The organism is Phenylobacterium sp. (assembly GCF_004299445.1).
In the GTDB taxonomy this organism is placed as follows: Bacteria; Pseudomonadota; Alphaproteobacteria; order Caulobacterales; family Caulobacteraceae; genus Phenylobacterium.
The window spans coordinates 21,309-43,289 of the sequence record NZ_SCTC01000068.1; the positions used below are offsets into that span (position 1 = coordinate 21,309).

Here is a 21,981-nt window from a genome sequence, read left to right on the forward strand (position 1 = left end):
GCGCTTGCCTTCATTTTCTCGCCAACTCGAAGAATCCCTGCATCGCGCCGTCGCTTACGCGAACCAGCGCAAACATGAGTACGCGACGCTGGAGCATCTGCTCCTCAGTCTGATCGATGACGAGGACGCCGCCGGCGTGATGCGGGCGTGCGATGTCGAACTCGCGGCGCTGCGCACCACCCTCACGAACTACGTGGACAACGAACTGCGATCCCTCGTCGTCGATGACGGCGAAGACGCGAAGCCGACCGCCGGCTTCCAGCGTGTGATCCAGCGCGCGGTCATCCACGTGCAGTCGTCCGGCCGCGAGGAGGTGACGGGCGCGAACGTGCTGGTCGCCATCTTCAGCGAACGCGAAAGCCACGCCGCCTACTTCCTGCAAGAGCAGGACATGACGCGGTACGACGCGGTCAACTACATCGCGCACGGCATCGCCAAGAAGGCCGGCGCCTCCGAAGCCAAGCCCGTGAAGGGCGCCGAGGACGAAGACAAGCCCCAGGTGAAGACCGGGGGCGAGGCGCTGGAAGCCTACTGCGTCAATCTCAACGAGAAGGCCAAGCAGGGTAAGGTGGACCCGCTTATCGGACGCATGTCCGAGGTGGAGCGCTGCATCCAGATCCTGTGCCGCCGGACCAAGAACAACCCGCTTCTCGTGGGCGACCCGGGCGTCGGCAAGACCGCCATCGCCGAGGGGCTGGCCCGCAAGATCGTGAACAAGCAGGTCCCCGAGGTCCTCGCGGGGTCGACCATCTTCTCGCTCGACATGGGCGCGCTGCTGGCCGGCACTCGCTATCGCGGCGACTTCGAAGAGCGCGTGAAGCAGGTCGTCAAGGAACTCGAGAACCACCCCGACGCGGTGCTGTTCATCGACGAGATCCACACGGTGATCGGCGCGGGCGCGACCAGCGGCGGGGCGATGGACGCCTCCAACCTGCTGAAGCCGGCCCTGGCCTCAGGCACCCTGCGGTGCATGGGCTCGACCACGTACAAGGAGTTCCGTCAGCACTTCGAGAAGGATCGGGCCCTGGTCCGCCGCTTCCAGAAGATCGACGTGAACGAGCCCACGATCGACGACACGATCAAGATCCTGAAGGGCCTGAAGGTCTACTACGAGGAGTTCCACAAGCTCCGTTACACCAACGACGCCATCAAGGCGGCTGTGGAGCTGTCGGCCAAGTACATCAACGACCGCAAGCTGCCCGACAAGGCGATCGACATCATCGACGAGGCGGGCGCCTCACAGATGCTGCTGCCCGAAGGCCGGCGGAAGAAGGTGATCGGACTGAAGGAGGTCGAGGCCGTCGTCGCCAAGATCGCCCGCATCCCGCCGAAGTCGGTCTCCAAGTCCGACACCGAGGCCCTGAAGCAGCTGGAAAGCGACTTGAAGCGCGCGGTCTATGGCCAGGACGAAGCGATCGACAGCCTGTCGGCGGCCATGAAGATGGCCCGGGCCGGCCTGCGCGACGCCAACAAGCCGATCGGTTGCTACCTGTTCTCCGGACCCACCGGCACCGGCAAGACCGAGACGGCGCGCCAGCTGGCCTCCACCCTCGGCATCGAGCTCCTGCGGTTCGACATGTCCGAGTACATGGAGCGCCATACGGTCAGCCGCCTGATCGGCGCACCTCCCGGCTACGTGGGCTTCGACCAGGGCGGCCTGCTGACCGACGCGGTCGATCAGCATCCCCACTCGGTGGTCCTCCTGGACGAGATCGAGAAGGCGCACCCGGACGTCTTCAACATCCTTCTGCAGGTCATGGACCACGGTCAGCTGACCGACTCGAACGGCAAGAAGATCGATTTCCGCAACGTGGTCCTGATCATGACCACCAATGCGGGCGCGTCCGACGCGCAGAAGAACTCGATCGGCTTCGGCCGCGGCAAGGCGGAGGACGAGGTGGACGAGGCGCTCAAGCGGCTGTTCACCCCGGAGTTCCGCAACCGCCTGGACGCCATCGTCCAGTTCAAGCCGCTGACGCCCGAAATCATCCGTCAGGTGGTGCAGAAGTTCGTCATGCAGCTGGAAGCCCAGCTGGCGGATCGTCACGTCACCATCGAGACCTCGGACGAGGCGGCCGACTGGCTGGCCAAGAACGGCTTCGACGAACTCTACGGCGCACGGCCCCTGGCCCGGGTCATCCAGGAGAACATCAAGAAGCCGCTCGCCGACGAGATCCTGTTCGGCAAGCTCACCAAGGGCGGCCACGTCAAGGTGGTGCTCAAGGACTCCAAGCTGTCGTTCGAGATCGAGGGCGACGAGCGAGAGCGCGGCGCCCCGGTGGTCGAGAGCCCCGCGGACGAACCCGAAGCGGTGGACTAACCCCCGCTCTGAGCGCTGGAACTGCGAAGGCCCGGGAGTGATCCCGGGCCTTTTCGCTTCAGGCTGTCGCGAACACCAGCCAGATGGCGACGGACGCCAGCGCCAACGCCATGATCCGCCCGGTCCAGGGCCCCTGCCGGGCCATGAGTTCCCGCGCCGAGCCGGCGAACAGCACGATCGACCCGTGGATCACGAGGCTCACGCCGATATGGATCGAACCCAGGATCAGCGCCTGGGTGACCGGATCGCCGTCCGGCGCGATGAAGGCCGGCAACAGCGTGACATACAGAAGGGCCGCCTTGGGGTTCAGCAGATTGGCGACCAGGCCGCGGACGAATATGCGGCCGAAGGGCTGCACCCCATCGGCCTGGGCCTTCGGAGGCGCTTCGCGCCAGGCGTCGAACGCCAGCCAGAACAGATAGGCCACCCCGGCCCAACGAAGCGCCTGATACGCCCAGGGCCAACGCTGAGCCGCTTCGGCCAGGCCCGCGACGGACGCCAGAAGATAGGCCCCCAAGCCCAGGGTCACCCCGGCCACGGCCACCGCGCCGGCGCGGCGGCCGGACCTCGCCGCCACCAGCGCCAGATAGGCCATGTTGGGCCCGGGCGTCAGCTCCATGGCCAGCACGGCCAGCAGGAACGGGATCAGGGTGTTCAGCGTCATCCGATCCCGGCCCGAAGACTTACGAAATCATCGCCGAGATCTGCTCGGCCAGGCCTTTCAGCTCCTGCATGTCGGCCATGCCCTCGGCATGGCGGCCCAGCGGAACGCCCTCCCAGCGCGGGATGATGTGGAAGTGCAGATGATAGACAGTCTGACCCGCTGGCGCGCCATTGAACTGGGTGATCACCAGCCCGTCGGGCTTCAGCGCAGCACGCACCGCCTTCGCCACCCGCTGCACGCCCAGCATCAACGGCCCCACGATCTCAGGCGCCTCCTCCAGGAAGTTGCGCGCCGTCGAGTGCTTGGGGATCACCAGGGTGTGGCCCTTGGCCTGCGGGAAGACGTCCATGAAGGCCAGGACGTGCTCGTCCTCGTACACCCGAACGGCCGGCATCTCGCCGCGCAGGATCTTGGCGAAGATGTTGCCCGCGTCGTAGGTCCCGTCCAAGCTCATGGCTTACTCCTGAATCCGCGCCGCCACGCCTAGCAAATCGCCTCCGAGGGGGAAATGTCGGACAAGCCCAGCTCGATGACGGCTCGCCAGGAGAAGTGGTTCGCCTCGATCCTGGAGAGCATGGCGCGCGAGACCGGCAAGACCCTGGACGAGTGGGTCGAGATCGCCAGGACCTGCCCCGAGACCAGGCCCGGCGCGCGCAAGGCCTGGTTCAAGGCCACCCACGGGATCGGCACGAACCGCGCCAGCGTGATCCTCGGCAAGGCCTTCCCCGAGAGCGCCCATTGGGCCGAACCGGACAACCTGCGCGAGACGCTCTGGGCGGACGCGCACGCCCGCGCGGTGCTCGAGGCCATCGAGGCGGCGGTGGCCGATGTCCCGGGTCTGGTGTCGGCGCAGCGCAAGGGGTTCACCGCCTTCTCCCGCGAGTACCAGTTCGCCGCGGCGCGGCCGCTAAAAGGCGGCATCGTGCGACTGGGCCTCGCCGTCGATCCGTCCTCCGATCCGCGCCTGGAGCTGCCGAAGAACGAGGGGTGGAGCGAGCGGCTGAAGAGCGTGAGGTTGCTGACCTCCGCCGCCGACGTCGACACGAGCGTGAAGGCGCTGCTCCGGCAGGCCTGGGAGCGAAGCTGATCGCTACTCGCCCTCCCTGAACGGCGAGAACCCCTCCTCCAGCCACTCCATCTCCTGCTCCACGGCGGCGCGCTCCTGCTCCAGGAACCGCATGACCGGCGCGCGCAACGCCGGGTCGGCGATCCAGTGAGCGGAGTAGACGGGCTTGGGCAGGTAGCCGCGGGCGATCTTGTGCTGGCCCTGGGCGCCCGCCTCCACGCGCGGCAGCCCCCGCTCGATGGCCCACTCGATGGCCTGGTAGTAGCAGAGCTCGAAGTGCAGGAACGGCACGTCCTCGACGCAGCCCCAGTGGCGGCCGTAGAGGCAGTCGCCGCCGATCAGGTTCAGCGCGCCCGCAATCCAGCGCCCGTCCCGCCGGGCCATCACCAGCAGCACGCGGTCGGCCATCCGCTCGCCCAGCAGCGAGAAGAACGCCCGCGTGAGATACGGCCGCCCCCACTTGCGCGAGCCGGTGTCCATGTAGAACCGGAAGAAGGCGTCCCAGTGATCCTCGGTGAGGGCTGCGCCAGTCAGGCGCACGATCTCCGCGGCGCCCTGGGCCTCGCGTCGTTCGCGGCGGATGGTCTTGCGGCGGCCCGACGACAGCGCGCCCAGGAACGCGTCGAAGTCCGCGTAGCCTCGGTTCTCCCAGTGGTACTGCTGCCCCTCGCGCCGGCCCAGCCCCTGCCCCCCCGTCCAGGCCCACTCGGCCTCGGTCAGGAAGTTCAGGTTGAGACCCGAGGCGCCGTAGCGCTCGCACAGCGACAGCCCGCCGCCCAGCAGATAGCCCCAGGCCTCTTCCTGCTCGACGTCGGGGCGGCAGAGCAGGCGCGCGCCCGCGGCCGGGGTGAACGGCGCCGCCGAGAGCAGCTTCGGATAGTACTGCCCCCCGGCCCGCTCGTAGGCGTCGGCCCAGGCATGGTCGAAGATGTACTCGCCCTGGCTATGGCTCTTCAGATAGAGCGGCATCACCGCCGCGACCCGGCCCTCGTCGTCCTCGACCGACAGGTGCTGCGGCCCCCACCCCGTCCGCTCGACGGCGCAGTTGGCCTCCTCAAGCGCGTTCAGGAAGTCGAATCGGATGAACGGATTGCCGTCGTAGGCGGGATTGTCGGCGCAGGCGTCCCACGCGTCGCGGCCGATCTCGGCGATGCGGCGGGACACCTTCACCGCCGGCGTCAGCTTCATGTCCGCGGGCCCGCATCCGGGACGAAGCCTTCAAAGATCAGGTTGTCGCAGCCGTCCTTGATCGCGTCCCACTGCTCGGGCCGGCGCACGGTCCAGGCCACCACCGGCATACCCTGCGCCCGCAACTCCGCGGCCCGCGCGTTCGGCAGCATGTCGAGGCCCAGAGCCAGGAAGTGCGGCCGCGCCACCGCCACGTGCTCCAACTGGGCGAAGCTGCGCCGCTGGTCTTCGGCCATGTGCGGGGCCTTGTCGTACGAATAGCTGTCCAGACCGCGCAGCACGCCGGGATAGCGGTCGGCGAACCAGGCATGGCTGTAGGGATTGAAGCCGATCACGCACAGCGGGCCGTTGTGGTCGGCGATCACCTCGTGCGTCCGCTGTTCCAGGGGCCCCACCTCGCCATAGGGCGTCTTCAGCTCGACGTGCACCATGGCCCGGTGGCCGATCAGGGCCAGGGTCTCGAGAAGTGTCGGGATCTTCTCGTCGCTGCCGGCCAGCCGCAGGTCGGCCAGATCGGCGGCGCTGTAGTCGCGGACCCGGCCGTCGACCCCCGTCATGCGCTTCAGCTTGTCGTCGTGGAAGACCACGGCCTCGCCGTCGGCGGACAGCTGGACATCCAGCTCGATGCCGTACCCGGCGGCGCAGGCGGCCTGGAAGGCGCCCAGGGAGTTCTCCGGCGGACCGTCAGGGCTCCAGAGCCCCCGATGCGCGATCGGCGGGTGGAAGAGGAGGTCCCAGGACTCGCCGAAGCCCCCCTTCTCCACGGCGGCCCTCACCGGACCTGCACCACGGCGTCGACTTCGACCGCGAAGTTCATCGGCAGGCGATAGACCCCGACCGCGGATCGGGCATGGCGGCCGGCATCGCCCAGGGCCTCGACCATCAGGTCGGAACAGCCGTTCACGACCTTGGGAATATCGAAGAAGTTCGGGCCGGCCTGCACGAAGCCGCCCAGCTTGACCACGCGGACCACGCGCTCGAGATCGCCCTCGCAGGCGGCCTTCATCTGCGCCAGCAGGTTGATCGCACAGATGCGGGCGGCCTTCACCGCGGTGTCGAAATCGACGTCCTCGCCGACCACGCCGCGGATCCCGCCCGAGGCGTCGACCGACACCTGGCCCGAGATGTGGACGATCTCACCCGCGCGGACGAACGGCACGTAGTTGGCGACGGGAGCGTTGGGCTTGGGCAGCTCGATACCGAGCGCGGCCAGACGGGCTTCGACTTGGGACATGCCCGAACCTCTAGCGCCCGGCGTCCCCCAGGAAAAGGGGCCGCTCCCCGCGGATCGGCCCAAAGAAGAAGGGCCGGCTCTCGAGAGAGCCGGCCCAACACGTCTACTTATGAAAAGGCTCGCCGGACGGGGGAGACCAGCGGGCCTGATCGGGTACTCAACTGTGAGCCCGGCGCCGCCGGGCTCGAACCTTCCGATACGCAGAAGGATTTAGCGGACGGCCTGGAACTTCTCGACGGTCGCGGTGACGCGCTCGTTGATCGGCTTCATGGATTCCTTCACCGAGGCGGACACGGTGTCCGACATCTTGGCGAACTCGGCCATGTAGGTTTCCAGCGCCGACTTGGCGAAGCTGGTTTGCAGCTCGACCACTTCCTGGACGCTCTTGGCGCCGGCCAGCGACTTGGCGGCCGACACGTTGGTGTCGAACACGGCCTTCGAGAAGGCCATCGCCTGGGCGCCCAGGGCTTCAGCGCCCTTGGCCGAGGCGGTCGCCGAGGCGACGATCGCTTCCAGGTTCTTCTTCGAATGGGCGTTCAGCTCGTTCATCGCGGCCAGCGACTTCTCGACGCCTTCCTTGAAGGCGACGTTGGAGGCGGCGGTGAATTGCTCGACGGTGTTCTTCGCGGCTTCGGCGGCGGCCATGGGAGGCTCCTGTTCGGACGGGGCGGGAAAGGCGTTTGGGGCGACATGCCCTGGATGACTGCCGCCTTTTCTCATGTTGCACTGCAGCAGTCAAACACTTTTTGTGCAGTGCACAATGCGCCTTTCGCATGAGCTTTGCCGTAGGATCGCTGTCAGCGCCCGTTCATGCGGCGCCGCGACAATTGCGCCCGTTCAAACCTTGTTTACTCTCCTGCAAGGGTAACGAGGGCATGGTACCGACTCTCGGGCGGCGCAGTGGCCGTCTCAACGCGTTGATTCGACGGACGAAGCATGATCCAGCACGCCCGCCGCCTGTTCCTCTCGCTCGGTCTGGCCACGGCCATGGCCCTGGGTTCGGCGTCCGCGCCGGCGATGGCGCAGGTTCCGTATCTCTCCCTCATTCCCCAGAACTCTTCGAAATATGCGGCGATCGTCGTCGATGCGAAGACGGGCGAGGTCCTCTACGGCAAGCGCGCCGATGCGCCCCGGTATCCCGCGTCAATCACCAAGGTGATGACGCTCTATCTGGCGTTCGAGGCGCTGGCCGCCGGCAAAATCGAGCTGGACGATCCGGTCGTCTTCTCGCCCCGGGCTGCAGCCCAGTCTCCGACCAAGCTCGGCGTTCGCGCCGGTGATTCGATCACCGTGATGCAGGCGATGCAGGGCATGGTGACCCGCTCCGCCAACGACGCCTCGGTCGCGATGGCCGAGAAGCTGGGCGGCACCGAGCAGCGCTTCGCCACGCTGATGACGCTGAGGGCCCACGAACTGGGCATGACGAACACCAACTTCACGAACGCCAACGGTCTGCCCGACAGCCGCAACATTTCGTCCGCCCGCGACCTGGCGATCCTGTCGCGCGCCGTGATGCGCGACTATCCGCAGTACTACCGGCTGTTCTCCACCAAGAGCTTCAATTTCCGCGGCCAGACCATCGGCAACCACAACCACATGCTCTCGGAAGTTTCGGGCGTCGATGGTCTGAAGACCGGCTTCACCAACGCCTCAGGCTTCAACATTGCCATCTCGGGCGTGCGCGACAACCGTCGCCTGATCGTTGTCGTGCTGGGCGGCCCCAACCGCATCACCCGCGACCGCGTGGCTGAGAGCCTGCTCAACACCGGCTTCGAAGTCCTGGACCGCCGGGCTCGCGGCGAGCAGATCACCGTCGCCCAGAACTTCTTCGAGCCGCCGCAGCTGGCCCAGGCGACGCAGCCGTCGATGCAGCAGGGCGACACCGACCTGGGCCTGTCGATCCAGCTGGCCTCGTCCCCGCCGCCGAGCCGCGCGTCGAAGATTCAGATCGTCGAGCCCAGCACGGTCCCGAAGCTGAACGGCAAGGCCAAGGCGTCCGCCGGCGGCCGCTGGACCATCCAGGTCGGCGCATTCAAGAACCGCTCGGATGCCCGCGAGCAGCTGTCGCTGGTCGAGAAGAAGTTCGGCAAGCACGTGGATGACGCCAAGGCGGTCGCCGAGAAGGACAACGGCCGCTATACGGCCCGCTTCTCCGGCATGAACGAGACCGAGGCCAAGAACGCCTGCAAGGCCATCAAGGCCAAAAAGCAGCCCTGCGTGGTGATGGCCCCCGGCCGGGGCTGAACCGCCCACCTATCGAGTTGCGAAGGCCCCGGCGCACTCCGGGGCCTTTTCATTTCAGCAGCCGGTCGCGCGCGGTGTTGAGCTGGGCGGCGAGGCCCGCGGTGCCACCCTTGTCAGGGTGCACCGCGCGCATGAGGCGGGTGTAGGCGGATTGGATCTCGTCCCGCGAGGCGTCTGCGCCGACGCCCAGGATGCGGCGGGCCTCGTCAACGCTCATCTTGGCGGTGGGAGGCGGGCGGCCGACGGCGGCGGTCTTGCGGGTGGACGCGGCCAGCCAAAGGCCAACCACGCTAAGGACGATGGTGATCCCCCAGCTGCCGCGCACGCCCGCATAGGCGGCGCCCGTAAAGGCGACCAGGGCCATCGCCCCCGTCAGCACGCGCCATTCCCGGAGCTTCAGCAGGGGCGTCTTGCCGCCGGTCGCCCAAATGTAGAGCGCCAACAGGGCGCCGCCGACCAGCAGATAAATCATGCGGCTATTCCGCCGCGATCCGCTCCTGGTCGTCCAGTCCGTTGAAGCCCAGGGCCACCATCAGCGCCCGCAGTTCCTGTCGCGCGGCCACATGCTGCAGGCCCATGGCCACCGGCCGAATCGACGTGGACAAATCGGCCACCGTCAGGCCGAACGGAAACAGCTCGCGATAGATCACCCGATCACGCAGGCCGGGGCCGACGCGGAAGCCCACCTTCTTCGACAGCGCCTCGACACGCTCGTCGAGGCGACGGCGGTTGCGGGCCTCGGTGGGGGCCAGGCGGTTGCGCAGAACCACCCAGTCGATCTGCTTGCGCTCGCGCGTCGCCCGCTCCTTGCGGCAGCCCCAGACCGTCTCGGCGTAGAGGCTGTGGCGCTTGAGGTCCAAGGTCACGGGATCGACTACGCCCAGCATGTCGAAATCGACGAAGCTGTCGTTCATCGGCGTGACAATGAGATCGGCCTTCACGTGGGCGGCGCGGCTGATGGCGGTATCGGCGCCGGGGGTGTCGATCAGCACGAAGTCGGCGGTTTCGGACACTTCGGCGAAGGCTTCTTCAAAGCGCGCCAGTTGCTCGGCGTCTGACGACTTGGCCAGAGCGTCGCCGGCGCTGCTGACCGCGTGCTGGATCGGCATCGGCGCTTCGGCCTCGTTCGCGGCCAGCCAGGCGGCCCGGTTCGCGAAAAAGTGACCGAGGGTCTGCTGGCGCAGATCGAGGTCGAGAACGGCGACCTTTGCGCCCCCGTGCAGAAGAGCGGTGGCGATGTGGATGGCCAGGGTGGATTTGCCCGCCCCGCCCTTTTCGTTGCCGACCACGATGACGCTGGCCTGGCCCATGACTTCAGCTCCCCGTCGGCCGCAGTTCGGCGCCGACTCATATCGGGCCTAGCTGACCTCGGGTGATAGTCTCGCGTCAACGCGACCTTCTGCGCGCCCTGTGGATGGACTTGCTCGCTGCGCCGCAGCATAAGCCGCCCGATGACCACCCCCCTGCCCGTCGTCCGCACTGTCGCCAACCTCCGCGCCCAGGTCCGGTCCTGGCGTCAGGCCGGCCTCAACGTGGGTTTCGTCCCCACAATGGGGGCGCTGCACGAAGGCCACCTGTCACTGGTGCGCCTGGCGCGCACGAAGGCCGACCGCGTGGTGGCCAGCATCTTCGTCAATCCGACCCAGTTCGCGCCGCACGAGGACTTCGAGGCCTATCCCCGCGACGAAGCCGGCGACATGGCGCAGCTGGCGTCAGCCGGTTGCGACCTGCTGTTCTCCCCGACGGTGGACGAGATGTACCCCGCAGGCGCCGCCACCACCGTCACGGTCGAGGGGATCACCGCCTCGATGGACGGAATCGCCCGCCCGACCCATTTCGCGGGCGTGGCCACGGTCGTGACCAAGCTGCTCAACCAGTGCGCGCCCGACGTCGCCGTGTTCGGCCAGAAGGATTTCCAGCAGTTGCAGGTGATCCGCCGCCTGGTTCGGGACCTGGACATTCCCGTGGAGATCGTAGGCGCGCCCACAGCCCGCGCCGACGACGGCCTGGCCCTGTCCTCCCGCAACGCCTACCTGAGCGCCGACGAGCGAAAGGTGGCAGTGCGCCTGAACGAGGTCCTTCGCGACGCCGTCGATCGGGTCCGCCGAGGCGAGCCCGTTGAGGCCACCGAGACCCACGCCATCGCAGACCTGCAGGCCGCCGGCTTCAGCAAAGTGGACTACGTGGAGACCCGCACCCCTGAAGATCTCGCCCGCCTGGGCCCCGGGCCGATCGCCGGCCCCTTCCGCATCCTGGCTGCGGCCCACATCGGTCGCACCCGTCTCATCGACAACATGGGCGACTAGGGCGCGCCGCCTACCAGGCCCCGACTTCGCGTAGCTGGCGGGCCAAGTCTTCCGGCACCTCACCGAACGCCGCTTCATCCAGATCGGCCGGAGCATCCTTAGGGTCCAGGTAGCGCCACCCCTGGAACGCGCGACGCGGTGTCGGCGCCACGCGCACGATGGTGTCGTCCAGGGTGATCTCGCAGCGCGCGGCGGCCCCCTCACCCACGGTGTTCACGGCCAGGATGCGCTGGCGGCAGAGGATCACGCCCTTGAAGACGCGATAGATCGAACCGCCGTCCACCATCTCAGGGCCGCGCTTGGGCGTCATGCGGGTGCGCAGGATCCAGGGCTCGCCGGGCTTCGAATGTGCAAGGCGCCAGGCCAACAGATCGTCGATGGTGTCCGCGCCGACGACGAGCTTGATCATGTGCAGGGCCATGATCCGGGATTAGGACGCGGCGGCCTCCTTGGAAAGGCTCACTCGGCCCACGCGGCCTTGCGCCGCTCCAGGAACGCCCTGACGCCCTCCTGGCCCTCTTCGCCGACCCGTGCGGCCGCGATGCGGTGGGCCGTCAGTTCCATGAGGTCGCGGTCGATCACCCGGCCGGCCACATCGGCCACCAGCTTCTTGGACGCCTCCACCGCGCCAGGCGCCGCGGCGGTCATCTCATGAGCGATGCGACGGGCCGCCGCCTGCAGCGCCGCGGCGTCGGCTACGACTTCCGAAATCAGGCCGCACCGCTCGGCGAAATCGGCGTCGAAGATGCGGGCCGTGGCGAACAGGGCGCGCGCCTGCCGGGGTCCCACGGCTTCGATGACGTAGGGGCTGATGGTGGCGGCGATCAGGCCCAGCTTGACCTCAGAGAAGCTGAACTTGGCGTCCGCCGTGGCGATCGCGAGGTCGCAGGCCGCGGCCAGCCCGCCGCCGCCGCCATAGGCCCCGCCCTCGACCAGCGCCACGGTGAGCGCCGGCAGGTCGTGCAGCGCCTTCAGCATCTTGGCCAGTTCCATGGCGTCGGCCCGGTTCTCGGACTCGGTCCGGTCGATGGCGGCGCGCATCCAGTCCAGATCCGCGCCGGCCGAGAACGTGCCGCCCGCGCCGCGGATGAAGATCACCCGCACGCCCTCGGCGCCGGCCAGGGTGTCGAACGCCTCCCGCAGGGCCGAGATCAGGTCGTCGTTGAAGGCGTTCTTCCGCTGCGGCCGGTTCATCGTCACCGTCACAGCGCCGGCCTGGGTGGCGCTGATGTGGACCAGCTCAGTCGTGGCGCTCACGTCCGGGAATTCCACCATCGGATGGGCGATCTCGTTGGTCATGGAGTCTCCTTGTCGCGAGCTTCGGGAGCGCAGCCATAGCCGTCGAGGTTCCAGGGCGCTACCCTGCCTCCCGTGGCGAGCTTGCCGGACATCGCGGTCGATTCGGCGCTTGCGCGGCTGTTCCATCTGCCGCGTGCGCGGGACGCGACGGTGTGGTTCTCGCTGCCCGGCGGCTCGAAACTGTTCGGCCAGGGCGACGCCTCGGACATGCTCTATGTCGTGCGCGCCGGTCGCCTGGGCGCGTTCCGCCGCGATGAAGGGCAGGAGACGCACTTTCTGGGCATCATCCGTCCCGGCGAGCCCGCCGGCGAAATGGCCCTGATCGCGGGCATCCCCCACTCGGCCGATGTCTATGCTCTGCGCGACTCCGAGATCTTTGCGGTGCCGAAGAAGGCCTTCTTCGAAGCCTGCGACGAGGACGCCTCGGTGATGACCGAACTGGCGCGGCTGATGATCCTGCGCAGCCGCCAGACGGCGCGCCGGGGCCCGGTGGGCGAGCCGTCGGTGTTCGGCTTCATCCCGGTTGGCCGGCCTGGTCCTGTGCGGCCCCTGGTCGAGCGGCTGGAGCGCGAGATCGCCGCGTTGGGGTACCAGGTGACCACCGTCGGCGCCGAGGCCGACGCCGCGCCTACCGAATGGTTCTCGGAAGTCGAGCGGGTGCACGACTTCGTCCTCTATGTCGCCGAGCGCGACGAACCCGACTGGGCCGCCTTCGTGCCGCGCCAGGTGGACCGGCTGTTCCGGGTGGGCCGCGGCGACCGCACGGCCGAGAGCGACGGCTGTCCGCCCGGAGCCGCCACGCTGCAGGAACAGGGACTCGTCGACCTGGTTCTTCTCCAGTCGCCCGAGGCCATCAGGCCCGTGGGCACCGAAGCCTGGCTCGACTCCACCAGCGCCTCCCGCGTTTTCCACATCCGCCGAGGGCACACGCCCGACCACCAGCGGCTGGCCCGGGTGCTGACCGGGCAATCGGTGGGGCTGGTCCTGTCGGGTGGCGGTGCGCGGGCCTACGCCCACGTCGGCGCGATCAATGCGCTGCGCGAGCGGGGCGTCCCTATCGACTTCGTGGGCGGCTCGTCGATGGGGGCCATCGTGGGCGCGGGCTTGGCCATGGGCTGGGGCCAGGACGAGATGGATCGCCGTCTGCACGAAGCCTTCGTCGACTCCAGCCCGCTCGACGACATGGCGCTGCCGCTGCTGGCCATGACGCATGGCGTCAAGGTGACCGAGCGCCTGAACACCCACTTCGGCGACACTCAGATCGCCGACCTCTGGCTGCCCTTCTTCTGCCTATCGTCCAACCTGACCACCGGCGCCTACCAGCTGCACCGCCGCGGCTCGCTGACCCACTCGCTGCGAGCCTCCATCGCCCTCCCTGGCGTCATGCCGCCCGCAACCGACGGCCAGAACGTGCTGGTGGACGGTGCGGTGATGAAGAACTTTCCCGCCGACATCATGCGGGCCGGCCAGCTGGGCCCCATCGTGGGCGTCGACGTGACGACCGCGCGCAGCATCACCGCCAAGGACGTGGCCCGCCCCTCCTCGGTCTGGCGCTGGATTCGCTCGGGCCAATGGCGGATGGGCCCGCCGATCGTCTCCCTCTTGATGCGTACAGCTACCGTCTCGACCGGCCGCGACCTCGCGGCGGCCCGCGAAGCCACCGACGTCCTGATCCAGCCTGACGTCTCCGGCATCGAAATCCGCAACTGGGAGGCCTACGACGCCGCGGTCGAGGCCGGGTATCGGGCCGCGATCGCCGCATTGGACAAGCTGCAGAAGCCGGTCACCGAGGTGCGTCGTCGCCCCAGTCTGCGCGAACAAGCGGCGGCCGGCGCCGTGATGTCGCCCTTCATCGCGTCCACCCACGAGGCCGCCGAATGAGGCCCTTTGCGTCCGCCGAAACGCACGCCATAGTCCTCGCGTCTACTCAACCATTGAAAGGAGGTGATCCAGTGTCTCATAGCTCTAGCCGCCAAGCGGTGACCGTGACCTGGACCTCCGTGAACGGGGTCTGCGCCTAGCCAAGGCTGGCAAGGTCGCGAACCGCTGAAGCGGTCCGACTATGGAAGGGCCGTCCCAGCAATGGGGCGGCCCTTTGCTATCCGGTAATGGCCTCAGGCCGCATCGATGGCCTCTAGGGGCGCAGAATCGGCCGCCTGGAGCAGCACCTTCAGGAGCGCCGTCACGAACTGGTCGGCCTTGAACGGCTTGGAGATGAAGTCGTCCATGCCGGCGGCCCTGCACGCCTCCTCGTCGCTCTTCATGGCGTTGGCGGTCATGGCGACGATCGGGATGCGCGAGACCGGCCCCGAGAGCGCGCGGATTCTCCGGGTGGCCTCCAGCCCGTCCATCACCGGCATCTGCACGTCCATCAGCACAAGATCGTAGCCTCCGCGCAGGACGGCCTCGACGGCTTCCTCGCCGTTCCTGACGCGTTCGACGGCCAGGCCCACCTGGCGGACGATTTCAGCGGCCAGCATGGCGTTGACGTCGTTGTCCTCGGCCAGCAGCACCCGCGCGTGCTGCGACGGCTCGCTGGGAGGTTGGGCCGCCGCGCTCTCGACCTCGGGCGCCACGCCAGGCTCCAGTTCGACTTCGAACCAGAACACCGCGCCGCCGCCTCGTCTGTCGGACACACCGATGCGGCCGCCCATCAGCTCGATCAGCTGGCGCGAGATCGAAAGGCCCAGACCCGTGCCGCCGAAGCGGCGCGTGGTCGAACTGTCGGCCTGCTGGAAATTGCGGAACAGTTTGGTCTTCTGGGCATCGTCGACCCCGATGCCCGTGTCTCGCACCTCGGCCCGCACCCGGGTCCGGCCCATGGCCCCGCGCAGAGCGCTGACGTCCAGGGTAACCTGGCCCTTCTCGGTGAACTTGAGCCCATTCGAAAGCAGGTTGAGCAGCACCTGACGCAGGCGCTGCGGATCGCCCTTGAACGACTTGCGGGCGCCGGGCGCGATGTTGCAGGTCATCTCCAGGCCCTTCTCGGTCGCCAGGGGCGACAGCAGCAGGACGGCTTCCTCAGCCAGGGCCTGGAAACTGAAATCGATGGCCTCGATCTCGACCTTGCCCGCCTCCAGTTTCGAGATATCCAGGATGTCGTTGATGATCGCCAGGAGCGCGTCGGCCGAGCTGCGGATGGTGTCGGCATAGCGGCGCTGTTGGGCCGTGAGATCCGTGCGGAGCAGGAGCTCGTTCATGCCCATGATGCCGTTCATGGGCGTGCGGATCTCATGGCTCATGTTGGCCAGGAACTGGCTCTTCGCCCGATTGGCCGCCTCGGCCTCGTCCCGCGCGCGGAACAGCTGCTGCTCGGCGGCTTCAGAGGCCGCGAGAGCCTGGCGCAGCTCGCGCATCACCTTGTTGGCCTGGACCCGGTCGTTCACGGCCCCGCCGATCAGGCGTTGGGTGGCGAAGATGATCAGGACGCAGGCGAAGGCGTAGAACAACAGGCTGAGGACCACGCCCAGCGCGGACAGGCCCAGCATCGCCGGTGCGTAGGCGATCACCACGCCAACCGGCGCCGGCAGCGCCGTGGCGACCCACACGCGCTTCGACATCCAGCCCAACGCCCCGGCGGTGACGGCCAGCGTCGCGGCTGTCATCGCCAACAGGGCGTGCGCGCCTGGCGTACCCAGGGCTGCAACCGCGTACATCGGCCCGACCATCCAGGCCGCCGAACGCACCACGGACAGGACCGCCAGCGCGATGAGGCCCTGGTCCTCGGGCGTCGCATCGGCCTTGGGCGGCCACGCCTTGAGAAGCGACTGCTGGACCACCTGTACGGCGAGGGATCCGGCGCACCAGACCGCTGCGAACAGCGGCAGGCCCAGGGCCGCGACGGCGCCGCAGCCCAGCACATGAAAGACGACAGAGATGGGCCAGGGTTGCAGCATTCCGACGAGCGTCGTCCGGAACGCCGTGGGGTCTCCCTCCTCGGCGCCGGGCAACTTGATGTCATCGGCCTGAGCGGCCATGGCGTCCTGAAGAGGTCGCATTCGACCAGCCTTGCCATGCAACCCGTAAAGGAATGGCGAGGACGGGTGGCGCGCATTGGGGCGGAATGTCGCATAGTGGCCATAGCGCCGGACGCCCGCTCATTACCTGGGAGGTCATGGACGCGCCACAGGCCGTGGCTAGGATTGCGCCATGAACGCCCCCCAGAGACATGTTGGCGAGCACCTCCGCGACTGGCGCACGCGACGGCGCATGAGCCAGATGGACCTGGCGCTGGAGGCCGAGATTTCGACCCGGCACCTGTCGTTCCTCGAGACCGGCCGCGCCCAACCCAGCCGCGAGATGGTGCTGCATCTGTCGGACCAGCTGGAGATTCCCTTGCGCGAACGCAACGTGATCCTGGTGGCCGCGGGCTATGCGCCCGTCTTCCCCGAACGCAACCTCGACGCCCCCGAACTCGCCTCGGCGCGCCGCGCGGTAGACTTGATCCTGAAGGCGCATGAGCCTTACCCGGCCCTGGTGGTCGACCTGCGCTGGAACCTCGTTGCGGCGAACGCAGCCGCCCTCCCCCTCCTGGACGGCGTCGACCCCGAGCTGTTGTCACCGCCCTTGAACGTGATCCGTGCCTCGCTGCATCCGCGCGGCCTGGCGCCCAGGATCGCCAACCTGGGCGAATGGCATTCGCACATCCTGGAGCGCCTGCGCCGGCAGGCCGACCTGACGGCCGACCCCGGCTTGTTGTCGCTGATCGACGAGATCAAGACCTATCCGAAGCCTCCGGCGCCCGACCGTCGACCCGAGGACTACGGGAACGTCGCGATCCCATTCCAGCTGATGATGGGGGACACGTTGCTGTCGATGATCGGCACGACGACGGTGTTCGGCACCCCCGTGGACATCACGCTTTCGGAACTCACCCTGGAGACGTTCTTCCCGGCCGACGCCCAGACGGCCGAGGCCCTGCGCCTGGCGCACGAGGCGCGGCAGGCGGCTGCAGCGGCCTAAAGCGCGACGCAGGCGGGCGGCGGCATCAGGACCACCGAGTCCTGTTTGAACCTGGCCCGGTACGCATTGCGCACCTGCTCGACCTTCGCCGCCGGATCGCCGGTTTCCGGCAGCACGATCATGACGACCTTCGCCGCCTCTCGGATCATCCGGTTCTCGTCGCCGCGCCACTGGCCCCCGCCGTCCACCACGGTCACCCCGTCGGGGAAGCGCGGCGTGACCTCGGCGTCGACGAACCTGCGGATATCGTTGTCGGAGACCTTGGCCGGCGGCTTGGCGCCCAGGAACAGCTGCGCGGTCCGCAGTGTGGACTGGCCGGCCGGGCACGCAAGCTTGGGCTGTGTCGCGCAGCCCGCAAGGACCAGCGTCAGGATCGCCGCCCCAAGGAGCTTCATCTGATCATGCGTCGACATCACGACGCGGGATTATCACGCGTCGCCGCGCCGAGCGAGGTGGCGCGCAATCAGCCTCAGGCGCCGGATCAGTCCCGCTCAGCTTCGCGACCGAGACGCTGCAACAGGCGGAAGACCGCCACCACCACGAAGCCCACGCCCGCAAGGCCCGCGGGCCAGGCCACCATGATCGGCGTTACGAACCCGCCCGTGGGAGCCATACGCGCGCTGAGCCCCCAGAACACGCCGAAGCCGAAGAAGGCGAGACCCAACAGCGCGAGCAACAGGTCCCAGACGACCGAGGTCTCCTTGGGCTGCGGCGTCGGGCGTCTACGGGCCGGGATGAACTCGAACGGGGCGACCTCGAGATTGACCTGCGGGGCGTCACGATCGGCCGCCCGGAACACCGAGGCGTGGGGGGCGACCGGGATGTCGAGCTCGGAATCGGCTGGAGAGAACGCGGGCTCGGGCGACGTGCGCTCGATCTCAGGCAAGGCGGCGCCGGTTGCTTGCTCACCAAGCTCGGCTACGGGGCCCGCATCGGCTAGCGGGTCGCCGTGATCGGGCAAATCCGCGGACGCCTCGGCTGTGGTGGGCGTCTCAAGGGCGGCGGCCTCGGCGACGAGCGCCCCAGCTTCCTCGATGACAGGCCCCTCGAGGGGACCGGCCAGGAAGTCCGTGGGCGGCTCAGGCGCGGGCTGGGGCTCGACGCCGGGCTCGGCGAATATGGTCTCCAGCCGCGCACTAATCGCTTCCGCGGCGGCCGTGACCGCCGGCAGGGGGTCTTCGTGGACGGCTCCAGGCCTCGGCTCGGCCGCCGGCGGCGTCGTGTCTTCGCCGGCGTGTTCGCGGCGTGCGGTGACCCGGTCACCCTCCAGCGAGGGCTCCACCTCGACCGGCCGGCGCAGCGGTACGAGGTCCAGGGCGTCGAGATCGATCACCGGCCGCAGTAGCGGCGATGGCGCGGGCGTCCAATTCCCGTCGTCCGGCGACAGGAACATCGCCTTCTCCGACGCCCGTCGGCGAACCAGTGCGTCGAGGACGATCCGCTCGCCCTCGAAGTCGGTCTTGCGCCACAGCTCCATGGCGCAGGCGGCCTGCACGTGCGCGCCCGCGTTCAGCCGCTTCAGCACCTGACTGCGGCGAAAGTTGTCGAGGCCTACGTTGAACGCGAAGCTGCACAGGGCGTCGAACTGGTTCTGACTGAGCGGCGCGTACACGCTCTCGTTCACGGCGTGCTGGACGGCGATCAGGTCGTAGACGAGCAGCGCCTCGGCGTCAGGCTCGGAGACTTCGGCGCCTTCGCGGGCGGTCAGCGTATGTCCATAGCCGATCGTCCAGCGGCCATCGGGCAGCTGGGCGGCGTTTCGGCGGTAGCCCTCGAACCGCTTGATCAGTTCGATGGCCGCCCGGGAGACGCGATGACGCGAGAGCATGGCTCCCAATTGTCCCAATTCGGCACAGGCGACGAGCGCCTGGGGACGTCCAGCGCAAGCCCGACGCCATTTACAACAGGATTAGCGCGGCAAGCCCCAGGAAGGCGAAGAAACCTGTGAAGTCCGTCACGAAAGTCACGAATACGGATGAAGAAACCGCCGGATCGCGTCCCATGCGCTCCAGCGCGAGTGGAATCACGGCGCCTGCCAGCGCAGCCATGAAGAAGTTGATGATCATTGCCGCCCCGAACGCGACCGACAGCCGCAGATCGTGGAATACGCCGAAGATCACGCCGCCCGTGATGATCGCCAGCACCACCCCATTGATCAGACCCACAGCCATCTCGCGGCTGACCGTCCGCACGGCGTTGAACGCCGATAGCTCGCGGCTAGCCAACGCCCGGACCGCGACGGTGAGCGTCTGAGTTCCCGCATTGCCGCCCAGCGACGCCACCACCGGCATCAGCGCGGCGAGGATCGCGAGCTTGGCGATCTGGCCTTCGAAGGCCCCGATCACGCTGGCCGAGAGTGCGGCGGTCAGCGTGTTGACCAGGAGCCACGGCAGGCGCGACCGGACGATGCCGATGACGCCGGCGTCGCGGCCGGCGTCCGACACGCCGGCCAGGGCCAGGATGTCCTCTTCGCTCTCTTCCTGGACGACGCCCACGATGTCGTCGACGGTGATCTGGCCCACCAGGCGGCCAGCGACGTCCACGACGGGCGCCGAGATCAGGTGGTACTTGTCGAAGATGTAGGCGACCTCTTCCTGGTCGAGGTCGACGGTGATCTCGGTCACCGGCTCCATGATCTGGGCCAGCGGCGTCTGGCGGCCGACCCGCAGAAGGCCGCTGACCGGCACGGCCCCCACTGGTTTGAACGCCGGATCGACCACGTAGATGTCGAAGAACAGCTCGGGCAGCTCCTCCGGATCTTTGCGGAAGTGGTCGATGGCCTGCCCGACGGTCCAGAACTGCGGCGCGGCCACCACCTCGCGCTGCATCAGGCGGCCAGCGGTCTCTTCCCCGTACCTCAGGGTGGTCTCGATGGCCGCCCGTTCCAGCTCGGGCATGGCGGCCATGACTTCGGCGCGCTTGTCGTCCTCGAGGTCGTCCACGACGTCGGCGGCGTCGTCCGACTCCATCTCGCCGATGGCCTTGGCCAGCGTGGCGGACGGGACGTGCTCCAGAACGTCCTCCCGGATCTCCGTGTCGAGCTCCGACAGGATCTCGGCGAGCGTCTCGGGATCGAGGTGCGGGATCAGCTCTTCGCGGTCGTCCGCCGACAGGAAGCCCATCAGGTCGGCGATGTCGGCAGGATGCAGCGCCGCAAGCAGCTCGCGAAGCCGCTCGGCATCGCCACGATCCAGCGCGTCGGCGACATCGGAGACGAACTCAGGGTTCAGCGCGTAGTCGTCGTCGAGCGCGAGGTCTTCCAGGTCCTCTTCGGCGTCCATGACGTCAGTGAGGTCGTCCGTTTCGCGACTCATGCGGACCTCCCTGAAGTTTATGTGTGGACGGCTTTGCTCGTTTCCCGGGCGATCGGCGAGCGCCGATCACCGACGACCTTCACTTGAGTCTAGACCCTTCGTCGCGCTGAGAGTGGCCCGATCCAGGACAACGTAAAGTCCGGGATCGCAGGCCCATTTTTCACTGGTGCGGTCGAGAAGACTCGAACTTCCACGGGTTGCCCCACAGCGACCTCAACGCTGCGCGTCTACCAATTCCGCCACGACCGCTCGTGGTGAGGCGCGGCAGGTAGCAAACACCGGCCGCATACTCAAGTGCGCGTTCAGCGCCTTCGTCAGACGCTGCCGGCCATGTAGTCGTAGACGTTGGCCTCGCGGGTCACCTGGATGGCGATCCGCTCGTCGTTGATCTGGATTTCGCCACGAGCCACGGGGTGGTTGTTGGCCAGAATCCAGACCTCTTCATTCACGGTCGTATCCAGCGGGATGACGGCGCCGCGGCCCATGCGCAGCAGTTGCGCCATGGGTAGGATGGCGCGACCGAGCACCACCTGTATTTCAACATTGACCGCCTTGACCTGGCTCACGAAGAAAACCTCGAACGCTCCGGGCTTTGCGCGACGCAGGCCCGAGCCCCACATTGGTCGCAACATGCTTGATCGGTCGTTAAGTTTCGGGCCCGCAGCGCCATTCGGCCGAAGTGACGCAGCCCCTGCCGGTTGGGCGGTGTCGCGCACCCCCGTGGCGTACCCCGAGGCCGTCGCCGCCATGGAGGCCCGCGCCGCCGCCATCGCCGACGGGACAGCCGGCGAACTGGTCTGGCTGCTGGAGCATCCGCCGCTCTACACGGCCGGCGTCTCGGCCAAGGCCGCAGACCTTATCGAGCCCGACCGCTTCCCGGTCTTCGCCAGCGGCCGCGGCGGGCAGTACACCTATCACGGCCCCGGCCAGCGGGTGGCGTACGTCATGCTGGACCTGACGAAGCGCAGCCGCGATGTGCGTGCGTTCGTGGCGGCCCTGGAGGCCTGGGTGATCGGCGCGCTGGACGTCTTCAACGTCACCGGCGAAATCCGTGACGGCAGGGTGGGTGTCTGGGTCGAGCGTCGCAGTCCGGGCGTCGCGCCACGCGAGGACAAGATCGCCGCCATCGGCGTGAAGCTGCGCCGCTGGGTGTCGTTCCACGGTGTCTCGCTGAACGTGGAGCCCGACCTGTCGCACTTCGGCGGCATCGTGCCCTGCGGCGTCACCGAGCATGGCGTCACCAGCCTGGTCGACCTGGGCCTGCCCGTCACGATGGACGACGCGGACGCCGCCTTAAGAGACAGTTTTCAGGACATTTTCGGGCCCGTGGAGGACGCCAAGGCGCCGGTCGGCTAGGTGGCCCTCCGTCGCAACTGCAACCCTC

General features: G+C 68.0%; 22 protein-coding genes and 1 tRNA gene. 7 read left to right on the forward strand and 16 right to left on the reverse strand.

Translation table 11 applies throughout. The annotated features are described in order from the left end of the window. Positions 1 to 4: 4 nt before the first annotated feature. Complete coding sequence (gene clpA, locus EPN98_RS18250; protein WP_293364354.1) at positions 5 to 2,320, forward strand: ATP-dependent Clp protease ATP-binding subunit ClpA; 2,316 nt, start codon at positions 5 to 7, stop codon at positions 2,318 to 2,320. 58 nt (positions 2,321 to 2,378) lie between these two features. Here the strand turns inward: clpA and EPN98_RS18255 are convergent, their stop codons facing one another. Beyond that, positions 2,379 to 2,984, reverse strand: a complete 606-nt coding sequence (locus EPN98_RS18255) for a LysE family translocator (protein ID WP_293364355.1) — start codon at positions 2,982 to 2,984, stop codon at positions 2,379 to 2,381. 19 nt (positions 2,985 to 3,003) lie between these two features. Then, entirely contained in the window at positions 3,004 to 3,438 is a 435-nt protein-coding gene (locus EPN98_RS18260; RefSeq protein WP_293364356.1) for an HIT family protein, read from the reverse strand. 54 nt (positions 3,439 to 3,492) lie between these two features. Between EPN98_RS18260 and EPN98_RS18265 the strand changes: the two genes are divergently transcribed. Beyond that, positions 3,493 to 4,071 carry a DUF4287 domain-containing protein gene (locus EPN98_RS18265; protein ID WP_293364357.1) on the forward strand — a complete coding sequence of 193 codons (579 nt, stop codon included), beginning with the start codon at positions 3,493 to 3,495 and terminating at the stop codon, positions 4,069 to 4,071. A gap of 3 nt (positions 4,072 to 4,074) precedes the next feature. Here the strand turns inward: EPN98_RS18265 and EPN98_RS18270 are convergent, their stop codons facing one another. From EPN98_RS18270 to phaP, 4 genes are all read right to left on the reverse strand, one after another. Continuing rightward, positions 4,075 to 5,238 carry a GNAT family N-acetyltransferase gene (locus EPN98_RS18270; RefSeq protein WP_293364358.1) on the reverse strand — a complete coding sequence of 388 codons (1,164 nt, stop codon included), beginning with the start codon at positions 5,236 to 5,238 and terminating at the stop codon, positions 4,075 to 4,077. Beyond that, entirely contained in the window at positions 5,235 to 6,002 is a 768-nt protein-coding gene (locus tag EPN98_RS18275) for a glycerophosphodiester phosphodiesterase (protein ID WP_293364359.1), read from the reverse strand. The genes EPN98_RS18270 and EPN98_RS18275 overlap by 4 nt, the downstream gene beginning before the upstream one ends. A gap of 8 nt (positions 6,003 to 6,010) precedes the next feature. Beyond that, positions 6,011 to 6,472, reverse strand: a complete 462-nt coding sequence (locus tag EPN98_RS18280) for a RidA family protein (RefSeq protein ID WP_293364360.1) — start codon at positions 6,470 to 6,472, stop codon at positions 6,011 to 6,013. Between the two features lie 210 nt (positions 6,473 to 6,682). Beyond that, positions 6,683 to 7,117, reverse strand: coding sequence for a phasin family protein (gene phaP / locus EPN98_RS18285; protein WP_293364361.1), 435 nt, complete (start codon positions 7,115 to 7,117; stop codon positions 6,683 to 6,685). A gap of 291 nt (positions 7,118 to 7,408) precedes the next feature. On the opposite strand from phaP, the gene EPN98_RS18290 reads away from it, so the two are divergent. Beyond that, a complete protein-coding gene (locus EPN98_RS18290) occupies positions 7,409 to 8,716 on the forward strand; it encodes a D-alanyl-D-alanine carboxypeptidase (protein WP_293364362.1) in 1,308 nt (435 codons plus the stop codon). Positions 8,717 to 8,765: 49 nt separating this feature from the next. Here the strand turns inward: EPN98_RS18290 and EPN98_RS18295 are convergent, their stop codons facing one another. Then, on the reverse strand, positions 8,766 to 9,188 hold the full coding sequence (locus tag EPN98_RS18295) for a DnaJ domain-containing protein (RefSeq protein WP_293364363.1): 423 nt from the start codon (positions 9,186 to 9,188) through the stop codon (positions 8,766 to 8,768). Positions 9,189 to 9,192: 4 nt separating this feature from the next. Further along, positions 9,193 to 10,026, reverse strand: a complete 834-nt coding sequence (locus tag EPN98_RS18300; protein WP_293364364.1) for a division plane positioning ATPase MipZ — start codon at positions 10,024 to 10,026, stop codon at positions 9,193 to 9,195. A 141-nt stretch (positions 10,027 to 10,167) separates the two neighbouring features. On the opposite strand from EPN98_RS18300, the gene panC reads away from it, so the two are divergent. Continuing rightward, positions 10,168 to 11,022, forward strand: coding sequence for a pantoate--beta-alanine ligase (panC, locus tag EPN98_RS18305; protein WP_293364365.1), 855 nt, complete (start codon positions 10,168 to 10,170; stop codon positions 11,020 to 11,022). A 10-nt stretch (positions 11,023 to 11,032) separates the two neighbouring features. Here panC and EPN98_RS18310 read toward each other — a convergent pair whose 3' ends face one another. Further along, positions 11,033 to 11,443 carry a DUF1489 domain-containing protein gene (locus EPN98_RS18310; RefSeq protein ID WP_293364366.1) on the reverse strand — a complete coding sequence of 137 codons (411 nt, stop codon included), beginning with the start codon at positions 11,441 to 11,443 and terminating at the stop codon, positions 11,033 to 11,035. Between the two features lie 38 nt (positions 11,444 to 11,481). Then, a complete protein-coding gene (locus tag EPN98_RS18315) occupies positions 11,482 to 12,321 on the reverse strand; it encodes an enoyl-CoA hydratase-related protein (protein WP_293364367.1) in 840 nt (279 codons plus the stop codon). A 72-nt stretch (positions 12,322 to 12,393) separates the two neighbouring features. Here EPN98_RS18315 and EPN98_RS18320 point away from each other — a divergent pair, with 72 nt between their 5' ends. Then, positions 12,394 to 14,202 (forward strand): patatin-like phospholipase family protein, encoded by a 1,809-nt coding sequence (locus EPN98_RS18320; RefSeq protein WP_293364368.1) that lies wholly within the window; start codon positions 12,394 to 12,396, stop codon positions 14,200 to 14,202. Positions 14,203 to 14,435: 233 nt separating this feature from the next. Here the strand turns inward: EPN98_RS18320 and EPN98_RS18325 are convergent, their stop codons facing one another. Beyond that, positions 14,436 to 16,319: an ATP-binding protein gene (locus EPN98_RS18325; protein WP_293364369.1), complete on the reverse strand. Its 1,884-nt coding sequence runs from the start codon at positions 16,317 to 16,319 to the stop codon at positions 14,436 to 14,438. 151 nt (positions 16,320 to 16,470) lie between these two features. Here EPN98_RS18325 and EPN98_RS18330 point away from each other — a divergent pair, with 151 nt between their 5' ends. Continuing rightward, positions 16,471 to 17,283: a helix-turn-helix transcriptional regulator gene (locus tag EPN98_RS18330; protein WP_293364370.1), complete on the forward strand. Its 813-nt coding sequence runs from the start codon at positions 16,471 to 16,473 to the stop codon at positions 17,281 to 17,283. Here EPN98_RS18330 and EPN98_RS18335 read toward each other — a convergent pair. The 5 genes from EPN98_RS18335 to EPN98_RS18355 form a co-directional block, all read right to left on the reverse strand. Continuing rightward, the gene (locus tag EPN98_RS18335) at positions 17,280 to 17,696 is read right to left on the reverse strand and encodes a DUF3574 domain-containing protein (RefSeq protein ID WP_293364371.1); all 417 of its coding nucleotides are present in this window, start codon (positions 17,694 to 17,696) and stop codon (positions 17,280 to 17,282) included. The genes EPN98_RS18330 and EPN98_RS18335 overlap by 4 nt on opposite strands. A 68-nt stretch (positions 17,697 to 17,764) precedes the next feature. Further along, complete coding sequence (locus EPN98_RS18340; RefSeq protein WP_293364372.1) at positions 17,765 to 19,111, reverse strand: glycoside hydrolase family protein; 1,347 nt, start codon at positions 19,109 to 19,111, stop codon at positions 17,765 to 17,767. Between the two features lie 70 nt (positions 19,112 to 19,181). Beyond that, positions 19,182 to 20,597, reverse strand: coding sequence for a magnesium transporter (gene mgtE / locus EPN98_RS18345; protein WP_293364373.1), 1,416 nt, complete (start codon positions 20,595 to 20,597; stop codon positions 19,182 to 19,184). Between the two features lie 164 nt (positions 20,598 to 20,761). Continuing rightward, a tRNA-Leu gene (locus EPN98_RS18350) sits at positions 20,762 to 20,846 on the reverse strand. Positions 20,847 to 20,911: 65 nt separating this feature from the next. Further along, a complete protein-coding gene (locus EPN98_RS18355) occupies positions 20,912 to 21,217 on the reverse strand; it encodes a FliM/FliN family flagellar motor switch protein (RefSeq protein WP_293364429.1) in 306 nt (101 codons plus the stop codon). A 10-nt stretch (positions 21,218 to 21,227) separates the two neighbouring features. Between EPN98_RS18355 and lipB the strand changes: the two genes are divergently transcribed. Continuing rightward, positions 21,228 to 21,953, forward strand: a complete 726-nt coding sequence (gene lipB / locus EPN98_RS18360; RefSeq protein ID WP_293364374.1) for a lipoyl(octanoyl) transferase LipB — start codon at positions 21,228 to 21,230, stop codon at positions 21,951 to 21,953. Positions 21,954 to 21,981: the final 28 nt, after the last annotated feature.

Excerpts from the sequence above, each read along its gene's own strand:
- panC (WP_293364365.1), top strand. The coding sequence starts at position 10,168 with ATGACCACCCCCCTGCCCGTCGTCCGCACTGTCGCCAACCTCCGCGCC.
- EPN98_RS18295 (WP_293364363.1), bottom strand. The coding sequence starts at position 9,188 with ATGATTTATCTGCTGGTCGGCGGCGCCCTGTTGGCGCTCTACATTTGG.
- mgtE (WP_293364373.1), bottom strand. The coding sequence starts at position 20,597 with ATGAGTCGCGAAACGGACGACCTCACTGACGTCATGGACGCCGAAGAG.
- EPN98_RS18270 (WP_293364358.1), bottom strand. The coding sequence starts at position 5,238 with ATGAAGCTGACGCCGGCGGTGAAGGTGTCCCGCCGCATCGCCGAGATC.
- EPN98_RS18300 (WP_293364364.1), bottom strand. The coding sequence starts at position 10,026 with ATGGGCCAGGCCAGCGTCATCGTGGTCGGCAACGAAAAGGGCGGGGCG.
- phaP (WP_293364361.1), bottom strand. The coding sequence starts at position 7,117 with ATGGCCGCCGCCGAAGCCGCGAAGAACACCGTCGAGCAATTCACCGCC.
- EPN98_RS18355 (WP_293364429.1), bottom strand. The coding sequence starts at position 21,217 with ATGTGGGGCTCGGGCCTGCGTCGCGCAAAGCCCGGAGCGTTCGAGGTT.
- EPN98_RS18340 (WP_293364372.1), bottom strand. The coding sequence starts at position 19,111 with ATGCTCTCGCGTCATCGCGTCTCCCGGGCGGCCATCGAACTGATCAAG.
- EPN98_RS18265 (WP_293364357.1), top strand. The coding sequence starts at position 3,493 with ATGTCGGACAAGCCCAGCTCGATGACGGCTCGCCAGGAGAAGTGGTTC.
- EPN98_RS18310 (WP_293364366.1), bottom strand. The coding sequence starts at position 11,443 with ATGGCCCTGCACATGATCAAGCTCGTCGTCGGCGCGGACACCATCGAC.
- lipB (WP_293364374.1), top strand. The coding sequence starts at position 21,228 with ATGCTTGATCGGTCGTTAAGTTTCGGGCCCGCAGCGCCATTCGGCCGA.
- EPN98_RS18260 (WP_293364356.1), bottom strand. The coding sequence starts at position 3,438 with ATGAGCTTGGACGGGACCTACGACGCGGGCAACATCTTCGCCAAGATC.
- EPN98_RS18255 (WP_293364355.1), bottom strand. The coding sequence starts at position 2,984 with ATGACGCTGAACACCCTGATCCCGTTCCTGCTGGCCGTGCTGGCCATG.
- EPN98_RS18330 (WP_293364370.1), top strand. The coding sequence starts at position 16,471 with ATGAACGCCCCCCAGAGACATGTTGGCGAGCACCTCCGCGACTGGCGC.
- EPN98_RS18290 (WP_293364362.1), top strand. The coding sequence starts at position 7,409 with ATGATCCAGCACGCCCGCCGCCTGTTCCTCTCGCTCGGTCTGGCCACG.
- EPN98_RS18315 (WP_293364367.1), bottom strand. The coding sequence starts at position 12,321 with ATGACCAACGAGATCGCCCATCCGATGGTGGAATTCCCGGACGTGAGC.
- EPN98_RS18335 (WP_293364371.1), bottom strand. The coding sequence starts at position 17,696 with ATGTCGACGCATGATCAGATGAAGCTCCTTGGGGCGGCGATCCTGACG.
- EPN98_RS18325 (WP_293364369.1), bottom strand. The coding sequence starts at position 16,319 with ATGCGACCTCTTCAGGACGCCATGGCCGCTCAGGCCGATGACATCAAG.
- EPN98_RS18280 (WP_293364360.1), bottom strand. The coding sequence starts at position 6,472 with ATGTCCCAAGTCGAAGCCCGTCTGGCCGCGCTCGGTATCGAGCTGCCC.